This window comes from Bacillus sp. HMSC036E02 (genome assembly GCF_001836235.1).
Taxonomy (GTDB): domain Bacteria; phylum Bacillota; class Bacilli; order Bacillales; family Bacillaceae_G; genus Bacillus_A; species Bacillus_A cereus.
This window is the reverse complement of the sequence record NZ_KV827856.1, coordinates 52447-64923: the sequence shown is the minus strand read 5'-3', so window position 1 is coordinate 64923 and position 12477 is coordinate 52447. Positions and strand designations below refer to the sequence as shown.

Here is a 12477-nt window from a genome sequence, read left to right as displayed (position 1 = left end):
AGAGAGGAATGTGGCAAAAATCCGACCGTTTCGGGCCATTCGTCCAGTAGAGGAAAAAGCAGCACAAGTTGCAGCTTTACCGTATGACGTATTAAATAGTGAAGAGGCAAGGGAAGTTGTAAAAGGGAATCCATATTCTTTCTTGCATGTTGATAAAGCAGAAATTGATTTAGACCCTGAACTGTCACCGTATGATGATCGCGTGTATGAAAAAGCGGGCGACAATTTAAAGCAATTTATACGAGAAGAAGTGTTCATACAAGATGAAGAGCCAGCGCTATATATTTATGAACTGACGATGCAAGGAAGAACGCAGTCAGGCCTTGTCGTTTGTACATCTATTGATGAGTATGAAGATGATACAATTAAAAAACATGAAAGAACACGTCATGAAAAAGAGTTAGATCGTATTCGCCACGTAGATGTGTGTGACGCAAATACAGGTCCGATCTTTTTAACGTACCGTACAAAAGATGAAGTAAAGCATTTAATTAGAAGCTGGAAAGAAGAGCATGCGCCAATTTATACATTTACAGCAGAAGACGGTGTTAAGCATGTTGCGTGGAAGATTGCAGATGAAGATGTAATTACGACTTTAGTAAACGCATTTGAAGATATTCCTAATTTTTATATTGCAGATGGGCATCACCGTTCTGCATCAGCTGCAAAAGTAGGACTTATGCGAAGAGAACAATATCCAAATTACACAGGAGAAGAAGAGTTTAATTTCTTCCTATCTGTTTTATTCCCTCATGATGAGTTATCTATTTGGGACTATAACCGAGTTGTGAAAGATTTAAATGGCTTATCAGAGGAACAGTTTTTAAATCAAATTACGCAGTACTTTTATGTAGAAGGAGCACCTGTTTCTCCGTATAAACCAAATGAGCCAAAAACATTTGGTATGTATGTAAATGAGAAGTGGTATAAGCTTACTGTGAAAGAAGAAACATTTGATGCGAATGATCTTGTTAGAGGTTTAGATGTATCTATCCTGCAAGATCATTTATTAAGCCAAGTACTTGAAATACATGATCCGCGTTCTGATTCACGTATCGATTTTGTCGGAGGAATCCGCGGATTAGAAGAACTAGAACGCCTTGTGAACAGCGGCGAATACAAAGCAGCATTCGCATTATATCCGACATCTATGGAAGATTTATTAGCAATCGCAGATGCCGGAGAAGTCATGCCACCGAAATCAACGTGGTTTGAACCGAAACTGCGTAGTGGGTTGTTTGTCCATTCTTTAAAGTAAATATTGACTTCTATAGTTTTGAAAAACCGAAATGATTTGAGTTTCGGTTTTTCTTATTTTGGCTCAGTTAACGTTTAATGTTGATTTTCATGTTAAGATTGAAATATGTAACAGCAGGTCGCTACAAAAAAATGGAGGAAATACGATGAAAATGCATCTTCAAAAAAGTTTTTATGTTGAATTGAAAAATGCAATTCGTTGTCATTATAACGAACTTTTAACTAGGTGCGGTGTTGACACAATATATGGGTACTCCATATTAACAGACGATTGTGTCAATAGCATTGGACCAGTGGCTAATGAAGAAAGACTAATCAAAGTTAATAAATCGGATCCTTTATACAATTATTATAGATACGGATCTGTTGAGTGGAGCGAATGGGACGATTTTGGAATGTTTGATGAAGTGAAAAAAATTATTAAGAAATATCATAATATCGTCGAAGATGACTTTAACATACGAGTAAATACACTGTTGAAAGAAACGTTAAATGTGTTAATGGAACTTGAATCAGAAGGATTGTTTGGAGATAGAGATGATAATCGATTTATTGTCATTTGTGTAACTGATTCTTCGAACGAAATCATGATTGAATCAGCTCGATTGCTTAATACATTAAAGACATACGAAGAATATGCTTCAGAATTTGCATAAGAATAAATATAAGTAAAACTGCTCTCTATAAGAGGCGATTTTCATTTGATCGAAAGTCACCAATTAATAGTAACTATTCGTTGTGACGTAACAATTGAACAATTAGAACCTGATGAAAAAAACGTACAAAGATAATTGCGATGTTTACATGTGTGAATCAAGTTGGAAAAGAAGTTATGAAGGGGAGTTTTTCGGGGATTATTCTTTAATAGGAGAAGTAATGAATAAGTGGGTTCTCCATGCCTCTCAGGCTTAGCGTTTTAATTCCCCCATAACGTATATTCTGTTCTTTTCTTAACTATTAGAAAATAGTTGAATCAGCTCGTCAACAAAAAGGACATTCCTAGTATTACAAGAAATGTCCTTTCCACTAAATTATAAGGTATTTTGCTAACGTTCAAATTCTAAAATTAGTTTACTAGTTTGACCTGTAAACTGATAATTATAGGACCCTCTCAGATTTTCTAAGTTACCGGTAGCTTTAATAATTGTTCCTGGGGAATCTAAATTTCCTTTATCAAATATTCCTTGCTCTATAGCTGTGAATGTCCCTTGTTGCCCCTTATAAATTCCTTCAAAGTGTAAAAATCCAGAAATTTTAGCCGTAGCCAAGTGACCATCATTTATATTTGAGTCTAGATAATATAATAAGTATTCAACAAAAGCTTTTCCTTTTAATTCTCCATCAATATCATATTCAACATGGGCAATATTAATAGGGAAATCTTTTCTAGTATCATCAATTAGTTTTTCATCCCATTTACTTACTGTAAATGTTACGTCCATACACGTAAATCCCCCTTTATCATTAGAGAAGTAATCTTCATATCATTTGAAAAGTACCAATTCACAGTCATATCTTATAGGAGTGTTTTTTATTTATTTGAGTCCTGTCATATCGTTATCGGCTCCTCCCCAAGAAGGACTTACTGTCGCCACGGTATCTCCTGGCTGTAATCTCTTTGGTTTTTTTAACATGTTAACTCCGCTCCTACATAATGTAATGGACTACGATTATACAAACTGTATCATTGAAAAATATGATGTATGACATTAGTTTCTTCATCATCAATCCGTTTACCTGCTGGGATTCAAGAATTCAGTCTTAGTGTTGAATATAGGAATAACCGATTTATATTTGAAAATTACAGTATGCAACATTGCATGAGGAAAACGGTTGTTATTTTCACTACCTGTAACTATAATGATTACAGTTTGGTCGATACCAATCAAAAAAATAAAATCATCATGAATGGAGATGTTTCATAATGGGTATGAAAAAATTAATTTTAGCAGGTGCTTTAGGGATCGCAGCATTATCAGGAACAAATTTACCAGGACTAGAAGTAACAAAAGCGAGTGCAGCTTCTATTGAATCGAATTTCTCGACGTTAGAAGGACGAGTAGTAGAAGTAGGTAACGGTGTAATTGTTGTAAAATCTAAGCAATATGAGGAACCGGTTAGTGTGTATATTGATTCACTTTCAAATGTGAAAGTAGGAGATGAAGTAAAAGCTACTGGATCTATGATGCGTAATTTTACAGAATATATGGTTGCAACTGCAGTTGAAAATACAACAAACAAGTTAGGTATGCACATGAAAGAAGATGGCTCACCTAATTATGTAATTGGAGAAGTATCAAAAGCAGGAACGATGGAAGATGAGGGAGACGGTGCTACTAAATATGTTGTAGTTGAGTATCCATCGCTAAATGGGAAGAAAGCTATTATTGATGTTTTCTTAACAAAGGGACAAGTATTTAATGTGGGTGAGAAAGTGAAAATTGATATGAAGTATGTAGGCTGGGGTGGTATTTCTATTAACTGGAACACAGTTGATCATATTGAAAAAGTTCATGAAGCAAAGACGAACGCTGAAAATAATGATGATGTATGGATTTGGTCTTAATAAGGCGAGTATAGGTCGTTATTTGCAATTTTCTCCAAACAATACATGTAAAAACTAAATGTATCAGGCAGTACCCATCTCATTGCGTATGACAATTAGATGGGTACTTTTTTATTTGAAATTTGCGCAAGCCAATGTTCAGCATTTCTTTTTAAGAGTAAATTACGGTTGAAATCAAAACTTTATTTGCAGTACATAATAAATAATGTTGATTTTTTATCTTATATTAAAATAAAAACAAACCACTGTTCGATTTGAATATTCCACGATATAATGGTGAGAGTTTATGACAGAATAAATATTTACATAAGAAGTGAGGTACTGTATGAAAAAAAGAACGACAGACATTATTTTTATTATTATTGGTGCATTTCTTTTTGCGTTAGGTGTCAATTTATTTGTTATCCCGAACGAGTTTGGTGAGGGTGGGGTAACAGGTATCACGATTATTACGTACTATTTATTTGAATGGTCACCAGGTTTAGTTAACTTAATTTTAAATGCGATTTTGTTAATAGTCGGTTATAAATTTTTAAATAAAATCACAACAATTTATACGATTATCGCTGTAGTGACTAACTCGCTATTTCTTCATTTAACAGAAGGATGGACAATTGCTTCGGATGAAATGCTTGTAAATGCCATTTTCGGAGGAATATTTATCGGGTGTGGTATTGGTCTTATCATTCGCGTTGGTGGAACGACAGCAGGTACTACGATTTTAGCAAGAATGACGCATAAGTATTTAGGCTGGAGTATTAGCTACGGTCTACTGTTCTTCGATTTAATCGTTGCGTTTTCATCTTATTTCATCATTGGTGCAGAAAAACTGATGATAACAATTATTATGCTATATGTAGCAACGAAAGTGATGGAATTTGTAATTGAAGGGTTAAATCCGAAGAAGGCTATTACGATTATTTCTGATAATCCAGATGAAATTGCCGGGAAGGTGACAACCTTAATGGGGAGAGGGGTTACCGTGTATTCAGGTCATGGCTATTACACGAAAACGCCGAAGGATATTCTTTATGTTGTTATTAATAAGCAAGAAGTAGTGAAGCTAAAACGGATTGTTCAAACTACGGATCCGGCGGCGTTCATCGCTATACACGATGTTCGTGATGTGTTCGGAGAAGGATTTGTTGATATTTCGAAGGCTTAGAAATTGTTTTTGATTAAAATAATTTTAATACTAAAACGTGAGAATCTATTTTGAATAGTCTTTTTTCAAAATAGATTCTTTTTCTTGCAAAAAATTCAATTGTTTCTTAAGGTAAGGATGTAGAAGGATGAACAAGAGAGGGTTTAATGAAGATGATACATATTTTATTAGCTGATGATGATAAGCATATTAGAGAGTTGTTGCATTACCATTTACAAAAAGAGGGGTTTAAAGTTTTTGAAGCAGAAGATGGAAAGGTAGCGCAAGACGTTTTAGAGAAGGAAAATATTCATCTTGCGATCGTAGACATTATGATGCCGTTCGTTGATGGCTATACGTTATGTGAAGAAATCCGGAAGTATCATGATATACCGGTTATTTTATTAACGGCGAAAGATCAGTTAGTTGATAAAGAAAAAGGATTCATTTCTGGTACGGACGATTATATCGTAAAACCATTTGAACCAGCGGAAGTGATTTTCCGTATGAAAGCTTTATTACGACGTTATCAAATGCTGAGTGCAGATATTATTACGTTGCACGGAACGACAATTGATCGAAAAGGTGTAGAAGTAAAGTGTAACGGTCAAACAATTTTGCTTCCTTTAAAGGAATTTGAGTTATTATCACAACTTGCTAGTTATCCTGGAAGAACATTTTCACGAGAAGAGCTAATTGAATTAGTATGGGGAATGGATTTTGAAGGAGATGAACGAACAGTTGATGTTCATGTGAAAAGGCTGCGAGATCGTTTCTCAAAACGAACGGATGATTTTCAAATTACGACAGTGCGCGGCCTCGGGTATAAGTTGGAGTTGAAATAAGATGAAATCACTATATTCTAGATTTGTATTTATGACAGTCGGCATTATGCTACTTAGTAGTATTATCGGCTTTTTATTAACGAACGTATATTATCAAGTGAAGTTAAAACCGTATAACAGTGAAAAGATTTTAAAGTATGCTGAAGAAGTTAAATCGTTATATGAAAAGCAAAGTGAAGAAAATCAAGAGGCGTACTTACATTCTATTGCAAAGTTAGGGTATGAAATTTATATTGTCGATGATCAAAAGAATGGAAAGCGTATCGGTAATGCGTTTCGTAAGACGTCTATTAGCGATGCTACTGTTCATAAAGTATTGCAAGGAGAAACGTTTAATGGTGTTTCTACATATCCAACGCGCCTCTTTATTACAGGGTTTTTCGATAATGAATTAATTAATAGCGTCGGTGTCCCAGTACAACACAGTGATAAACAGTACGCTTTATTCATTCGCCCTGACGTTCAACAACAATTCGGCGAGATGAGAATTTTTCTAGCGGTATTACTAGGGTTTATCGTACTATTAAGTATTATTTTTATAGCGATTGCAGCAGGTTACATCGTTCGCCCAATCCGTAAATTTACGAAGGCTACGCAAAAAATTGCGAGTGGGGAATATGAAATTGAATTAGATGTAAAACGAAAAGATGAAATAGGAACGTTATCTACAAGCTTCCAAAAGATGACGAAGAGTCTTAAAGAACTAGATGAAATGAGACAAGAATTCGTTTCGAACGTTTCACATGAATTTCAGTCGCCACTTTCTTCCATACAAGGTTTTTCAAAAACGTTGCAAACAGAAAAGATGAGTGAGGAAGAAAGAAATCATTATTTACAAATTATTGAGGGCGAAAGTAAGCGAATGTCTAGTTTATGTAAACAGTTACTTACCCTTGCGTCATTAGATAAAGAAGAGAAGGTTCTACAAATAAGAGAATTCAATCTGCAGAAGCAAATTAAAGACGTCATTTTTATGCTTGAGTGGAAATGGCGGGAAAAAGATATCGCCGTTGAATTTGATGTGCCAGATATCACTATAAAAGGTGATGAAAACTTACTTCATCAAGTATGGAGTAACATTTTTACGAATAGCATTAAGTTTTCAAACGATGGTGGAACGATTGAGTTTTTCGTCGAAGAGTTAGAGTCTAGTGTCATTATTTCTATATCAGACAACGGAATCGGTATGGAAAAAGAAGAAATGGATCGTATTTTTGACCGTTTTTACAAAGTAGATACAGCAAGGACGAGAAACGTAGAAGGTAGCGGTTTAGGGTTGTCGATTGTGCAGAAGATTGTTGAACTGCATCATGGAAACGTTTCGGTGTATAGTACGAAGGGGGAAGGAACGACCGTTCGGGTGGAGCTTCCGAAATAGATGGAAAGAAAGAGGCTGTTTCGGAACGGCCTCTTTTTTTGTCGTTTTATGTCGGTAAGTCGATATAATCGGAAAATCGCTGATATAATTTGAGTTGCGCCGATATATTTTGAAAATCGCCGATATAATTCTATTTGCGCTGATATATTTGAAAAATCGCTGATATAAATTTCACGTACTGTATTTCTGTTACAAAGCAGTATCTTTCACCCGTTCTTCCTTAAACTGAAGCTCAAAAGTATCCGCTGTAATTTCATCTGCTTTCGGCAAAGCCCGTAATTTCGGATGAAGTAGCCATACGAGGGAAATGAATAAAATCCCAATACTAGCAAGCGCGAAAATGAGTTGGCTACTATATACATTCGCAGTGTATCCGCCAATTAAAGAGCCAAGCGGCATAGCAATTGTGCCCATACTCCGTGTGACTGAATTGATGCGTCCAAGATATTGGTTTGGAATTACAATTTGACCAATAGTTGCAAATAATATGTTGGTCGCACCAATTGGTATCCAAGCTAAGCCGAATAAAAAAATGGATAACCATTGAAACGGTACAACCGTAGAGAGAAACCAAAAGAAAGCGCCAGTTGCAAAGCTAATAATGGAGACACGGCCAACATTATATTTACCAACCCATGAACTGAATAGTGCTCCAATTAAACAACCAGCGGATATAGCGGCTAAAAAGAAACCATATAATTTCACACCGCCTAAAGAATCAGCGAAAGAAGGGAGTATTGCCATCGTCATACCGATTGAAAAATTAGCGACAATGGAACCGATTAAGAAGACACCCATCAATGAACGAAAGACGATTGAAAAGCCTTCTTTTAAATCAGAGAAATATTGCTTTGTTGAAAGTGTTGTGTCTGCTTCAGTTTGTTTTGGCATTTTTAATGAAAAGAACAAAAGGGCAGTAATCGCGAATGTAAAGGAGTCGATCACATATAAAGTAATTGCGCCAAATAGTGCTACTAATATTCCAGAAAGAGTCGTACAAATTAAATCAATGCCTTGATATGCAAATGAAAAGAGTGAGTTTCCTTTTAATAATTGTGTTTTATGCAGTAGAAGTGGTAAAGCTTTCGATTGTGCGGGATAGGCGAATTGTTCGATAAAGGCTACGATTGGCATGATGATGAGTAGTAGTTGGACTGTTAATAGGTCGAAGTAGTGTGTAATAGGAATGATTAAAATAAGAATGCATTGCAAAACTTGTGTGATGACGAGGGTGTTTTTTATTGACCATCTATCGACGAATGGACCAGTAAGAAATTGTAATGCAGAAGGTAATAACGTAAGGAAACCAGCCAATCCAGAATAAAAAGGATTACCACTTAATTTGTATACGAGCCACATTGCTGCTACATAATACAAGCTATCTCCTATGTTTGTAAAAATTCTCCCTAAAAATAATAAGAGGAAATTTCGGTTTTTTAATATGTCCACTTTATCTACTCCTTTATAATAATTTTATTCGGTAAAATAAAATTGACCGTCTCGGTAAAAAAAATCGTATTACGATTTTTCTTCTTTTTTAATAAATTGCTGCATTGTTCTCTCAGCGATTTGAAGTGCAGTAGTAGAAATATAATAAGGTTTGCTATTCGGATCTTTATCTGCACCTTTTGTGATTTCGTTTAATTCAGCCATTAATTCATAAAACTTTTTCACCCACACTTGAAATTGTTCTGGCGTAGCATCAAATTCCCAGCAGGATGAAACGTAATTCCACTTAGCTGGATCTTCACTTGCATTTTGTAATGTAAAAGCTTCTTCTGGTGCAGCGAGAATTTGGCTTTTCGTTCTTTCTATCATTTGTAAAAAGATTTGGCGACCTGATTCGCTTAATATTTCTAAATGAGGTAATAGATCTGCGGCAGGGGTGAAGCCTTTAGCGACAGATTGATAAAACTTTTGAACAATCCCATTCTTTTCTTCTGTATAAACGATCTCTATAAGCTCATTCTTTTCTAATTCTTTTAAATGATAATGAATTTTCGCCCTTGAAATGCCGAATTTCTCAGATAGTAATTGTCCAGTATAAGGACGTTCGCATAGACGTATCATCATTTCGGCACGTAATGGATCGCTTAATGCTTTTAGTTGGCTATAAGTAGTTAGTGTTAATACGGGCTTCAACATGATCAACTCCTTGAATTAAATTACTCGGTCAATATTATTTGACTGAATTGTATCAAGGATTCTATTTATTTTCAATACTTTCTGAAAATTAAATCTTACTCTCTGTAATCTTCTGTTCATATTCCGTTCATATTTCTTTTTTATGATTAGTGCATAGAAAGAAAGAGGAAGGAGCGAGCGAAATGTTTTTAGCTCTGCGTGAATTGAAACAATCAAAATTAAGATACGGATTAATCGGACTGATTATGGTGTTATTATCATTTTTAGTTCTTGTTATTTCAGGATTAGCAAATGGACTATCATATGATAATGCTTCATCGATTCAAAATATGGAGGCGAATAAGTTCGTTTTAGCAGATGATGCGGAAAATAAATTACTTCGTTCACAAATTAAGAAAGACGATGTAGATAACGTAGTAAATCAAGTAGGCGAGAAAGAAGCCGTTCCGTTTCGTGTGAAAGTTTCAACATATGAAAAGAAAGATAGTTCGAAAAAGGTTGATATCGCTATTTTCTCAAGTGAACGGGATTCATTTTTAGAACCGAACATTGTAAAAGGGGAGAAATTAGGTACAGCAAATAACGAAATGGTTGCTGATGAATCAATTAAAGAAAAAGGAATCGATATTGGGGATACAATTATCGATCCTGTTTCAAAGAAAGAATTTACAATCGTCGGATTTACGAAAGATCAAATGTTTAGCCATACACCAGTCGTTTATGTAAATGAAGACGTATGGGGTGCTATTTCACAACCAAACCAAAAAGATTATAGTGCAATTGCACTTAACACAGATAAAGAGATTAAAAATGCACACGTAATTGACAAAAAAGAAGTGCTACAAAGTATTCCAGGATTTAAAGAAGAACAAGGAACATTAACGATGATCATTGCGTTCTTACTTGTTATCGCTGCATTACTAATCGGTGTATTCTTCTACGTTATTACACTGCAAAAAACACAGCAATTAGGTGTATTAAAAGCAATCGGTACAAAGAACTCGTATTTAGCAAATAGCTTAGTCGTGCAGGCGTTATTCTTATCAGTCGTTGCGATGGTAATCAGTATCGTTCTTGTACAAGGGTTAGAACAAATTTTACCAGCAGGTATGCCGTTCTTATTAACAACACCGATGATTGCGCAATATGCAGCAATCTTTATCGTAATTAGTATTTTAGGAACACTTATTTCGTTATACCAAGTATTAAAAGTTGATGCATTAGAAGCAATTGGAGGCGGGATGTAATGACTTCATTATTAAAATTAGACAAAGTAAGTAAAGTGTACGGAGAAGGGAATACGGAAGTAACAGCCCTTCATCCGATATCGCTTGATGTGAAAGCCGGAGAATTTATCGGAATCGTCGGTCCTTCTGGATCAGGGAAAAGTACGTTATTATCAATCGCGGGTGCATTATTATCACCATCAAAAGGGGATATTTACATTCGTGAGCAAAATATTACACAGTTATCAGAAAAGGAAATGACAGACATTCGTTTGAAAAAAATCGGCTTCATTTTCCAGTTTGCAAACCTTGTTCCATATTTAAATGTGAAAGAACAGTTACTTTACATTGCAAAGCTAAAAAAAGAAAGTAAACAAGAATCCGAAAAGCGTGCAGATCATTTATTAGCGGCATTTGGATTAGGAGAAAGAAAGAATCATTATCCAAATCAACTATCTGGCGGGGAAAAACAAAGGGTAGCAATCGCTCGTGCGTTCATGAACAACCCAGATTTAATATTAGCGGATGAGCCAACGGCAAGCTTAGACTCAAAACGCGCACGTGAAGTTGTTGAAATGATGAAACGTGAAGTGAAAGAGAGCCAAAAAGCAGCAATTATGATTACACATGATGAAAGAATGCTTGATGTATGTGATCGTATATTGACGCTTCGAGATGGACAGTTAATATAAAAAAAGGAAAACCGTACATGTATGTGCGGTTTTCCTTTTTTTATGGACTTATTTAGAGAATAACGTTTTAATTTTATTACGAGTAAGTAATAAAACACCGCCTAATACAGATAGCATTCCTAGAGCCATATTGTTTGATTGCTCGCTACCAGCGTTAGGAAGTTCTTTAGCGTTATTGTTTTTAGTACCATTATCTTCTTGCGTTTGTTTAGACTGTGATACTTCATTAATCTTGTTATCAACATTTTGCTTCGTTGTATGTAACTCAGCTAATTTGTCGTCAATTTTTTTCTCAGTATGCTTAAAGTCGTTGATTTTAATATCTAAGTCTTGTTTTTTCTTTGATAAATCATCTGAAACAGTTTGTTTCGATTGTTTAATTTCGTTAATTTTATTAATTAAATCTTGTCTAGCTTCTTGTAAAACAGCTAGTTTATTTTTTACATCTTGTTTAGCTAATTCTAAGTTAGCGGAAAGACTGTCTAAATTGCCTTTAATTTTCTTAAGTTCCTCTAACGTGTTACCAGTATTCGGCTTGTTTTCTTTTAGTTCAGCGAGTTTGTCCTCAGCAGTTTGTTTCGCTTTCTTTAACTCAGCTAATTTTTCATCTACTTGTTTTTTAACTTCCTTAAGTTCATTAACCTTTTGATCAATGTTCTCTTTATGTTGCTTCATTTCATTCACTTTTTCATCGACAGTTTGTTTATGTTCTTTAATCTCATCCACTTTGTTATCGATATTTTGCTTATGTTCTTTTACTTCAGCAACTTTATCTTCTACTTGTTTTTTATGCTCTTTAATTTCAGCGATTTTATCTTCGGCGATTTGTTTGTCTTGCTGCAGTTTTGCATCTAGTTCTTGTTTATGCTGTTTAACTTCGTTAATTTTTTCATCAGCAACTTGTTTACGTTCATGTAGTTCATTCACCTTCGTATCAACATTTTCCTTAACCTTGTTAAGTTCATTTAATGTTTGATCCACGTTTTCTTTGTGTTGCTGCAATTTTGCATCTAACTCTTGCTTATGTTGCTTAATTTCAGCTAATCGATCTCCCGTACTTTGCTGAGGAGTAGCATCATTTACTTCCGCATGAGCAGAGTTCGCGCCAGCAATCATTGCTAAAGCTAGTGTAGACGCAGCAATTGTTTTTTTTGTTTTCATATTTTTGTACCTCTTTTCTTTCATATGCATGAACTGTTTTGTGTAAAAATGAGCATATAGAAG

General features: G+C 35.0%; 12 protein-coding genes. 8 read left to right on the top strand and 4 right to left on the bottom strand.

All coding sequences use genetic code 11. The features are described from left to right. The first annotated feature begins 10 nt into the window (after nt 1-10). Nucleotides 11-1258 carry a DUF1015 domain-containing protein gene (locus HMPREF2590_RS18475; RefSeq protein ID WP_001063068.1) on the top strand — a complete coding sequence of 416 codons (1248 nt, stop codon included), beginning with the start codon at nt 11-13 and terminating at the stop codon, nt 1256-1258. 145 nt (nt 1259-1403) lie between these two features. After that, the gene (locus HMPREF2590_RS18470; RefSeq protein ID WP_050821991.1) at nt 1404-1913 is read left to right on the top strand and encodes a DUF4303 domain-containing protein; all 510 of its coding nucleotides are present in this window, start codon (nt 1404-1406) and stop codon (nt 1911-1913) included. 390 nt (nt 1914-2303) lie between these two features. Here the strand turns inward: HMPREF2590_RS18470 and HMPREF2590_RS18465 are convergent, their stop codons facing one another. Continuing rightward, nucleotides 2304-2699, bottom strand: coding sequence for a DUF3224 domain-containing protein (locus HMPREF2590_RS18465; protein WP_000383503.1), 396 nt, complete (start codon nt 2697-2699; stop codon nt 2304-2306). A 482-nt stretch (nt 2700-3181) separates the two neighbouring features. Between HMPREF2590_RS18465 and HMPREF2590_RS18460 the strand changes: the two genes are divergently transcribed. The 4 genes from HMPREF2590_RS18460 (at nt 3182) to HMPREF2590_RS18445 (ending at nt 7190) form a co-directional block, all read left to right on the top strand. After that, complete coding sequence (locus tag HMPREF2590_RS18460) at nt 3182-3823, top strand: ATP F0F1 synthase subunit alpha (protein ID WP_044584638.1); 642 nt, start codon at nt 3182-3184, stop codon at nt 3821-3823. A 325-nt stretch (nt 3824-4148) separates the two neighbouring features. Then, nucleotides 4149-4988: a YitT family protein gene (locus HMPREF2590_RS18455; RefSeq protein ID WP_016118250.1), complete on the top strand. Its 840-nt coding sequence runs from the start codon at nt 4149-4151 to the stop codon at nt 4986-4988. A 146-nt stretch (nt 4989-5134) separates the two neighbouring features. Then, nucleotides 5135-5812 (top strand): response regulator transcription factor, encoded by a 678-nt coding sequence (locus HMPREF2590_RS18450; RefSeq protein ID WP_000781961.1) that lies wholly within the window; start codon nt 5135-5137, stop codon nt 5810-5812. A 1-nt stretch (nt 5813) separates the two neighbouring features. Further along, nucleotides 5814-7190 (top strand): sensor histidine kinase, encoded by a 1377-nt coding sequence (locus HMPREF2590_RS18445; RefSeq protein WP_050821990.1) that lies wholly within the window; start codon nt 5814-5816, stop codon nt 7188-7190. A gap of 189 nt (nt 7191-7379) precedes the next feature. Here the strand turns inward: HMPREF2590_RS18445 and HMPREF2590_RS18440 are convergent, their stop codons facing one another. Then, nucleotides 7380-8639 carry an MFS transporter gene (locus HMPREF2590_RS18440; protein WP_050821989.1) on the bottom strand — a complete coding sequence of 420 codons (1260 nt, stop codon included), beginning with the start codon at nt 8637-8639 and terminating at the stop codon, nt 7380-7382. 69 nt (nt 8640-8708) lie between these two features. Further along, nucleotides 8709-9332: an ArsR/SmtB family transcription factor gene (locus tag HMPREF2590_RS18435; protein ID WP_025966679.1), complete on the bottom strand. Its 624-nt coding sequence runs from the start codon at nt 9330-9332 to the stop codon at nt 8709-8711. Between the two features lie 185 nt (nt 9333-9517). On the opposite strand from HMPREF2590_RS18435, the gene HMPREF2590_RS18430 reads away from it, so the two are divergent. Together HMPREF2590_RS18430 and HMPREF2590_RS18425 are read left to right on the top strand one after the other, a co-directional pair. Beyond that, nucleotides 9518-10582 carry an ABC transporter permease gene (locus HMPREF2590_RS18430; protein WP_000477754.1) on the top strand — a complete coding sequence of 355 codons (1065 nt, stop codon included), beginning with the start codon at nt 9518-9520 and terminating at the stop codon, nt 10580-10582. Further along, a complete protein-coding gene (locus HMPREF2590_RS18425; RefSeq protein WP_000202597.1) occupies nt 10582-11253 on the top strand; it encodes an ABC transporter ATP-binding protein in 672 nt (223 codons plus the stop codon). Before HMPREF2590_RS18430 ends, HMPREF2590_RS18425 begins: the two co-directional genes overlap by 1 nt. A 48-nt stretch (nt 11254-11301) precedes the next feature. Here the strand turns inward: HMPREF2590_RS18425 and HMPREF2590_RS18420 are convergent, their stop codons facing one another. Continuing rightward, the gene (locus tag HMPREF2590_RS18420; RefSeq protein WP_050821988.1) at nt 11302-12414 is read right to left on the bottom strand and encodes an LPXTG cell wall anchor domain-containing protein; all 1113 of its coding nucleotides are present in this window, start codon (nt 12412-12414) and stop codon (nt 11302-11304) included. Nucleotides 12415-12477: the final 63 nt, after the last annotated feature.

Excerpts from the sequence above, each read along its gene's own strand:
- HMPREF2590_RS18470 (WP_050821991.1), top strand. The coding sequence starts at position 1,404 with ATGAAAATGCATCTTCAAAAAAGTTTTTATGTTGAATTGAAAAATGCA.
- HMPREF2590_RS18465 (WP_000383503.1), bottom strand. The coding sequence starts at position 2,699 with ATGGACGTAACATTTACAGTAAGTAAATGGGATGAAAAACTAATTGAT.
- HMPREF2590_RS18460 (WP_044584638.1), top strand. The coding sequence starts at position 3,182 with ATGGGTATGAAAAAATTAATTTTAGCAGGTGCTTTAGGGATCGCAGCA.
- HMPREF2590_RS18455 (WP_016118250.1), top strand. The coding sequence starts at position 4,149 with ATGAAAAAAAGAACGACAGACATTATTTTTATTATTATTGGTGCATTT.
- HMPREF2590_RS18450 (WP_000781961.1), top strand. The coding sequence starts at position 5,135 with ATGAAGATGATACATATTTTATTAGCTGATGATGATAAGCATATTAGA.
- HMPREF2590_RS18445 (WP_050821990.1), top strand. The coding sequence starts at position 5,814 with ATGAAATCACTATATTCTAGATTTGTATTTATGACAGTCGGCATTATG.
- HMPREF2590_RS18430 (WP_000477754.1), top strand. The coding sequence starts at position 9,518 with ATGTTTTTAGCTCTGCGTGAATTGAAACAATCAAAATTAAGATACGGA.
- HMPREF2590_RS18425 (WP_000202597.1), top strand. The coding sequence starts at position 10,582 with ATGACTTCATTATTAAAATTAGACAAAGTAAGTAAAGTGTACGGAGAA.
- HMPREF2590_RS18420 (WP_050821988.1), bottom strand. The coding sequence starts at position 12,414 with ATGAAAACAAAAAAAACAATTGCTGCGTCTACACTAGCTTTAGCAATG.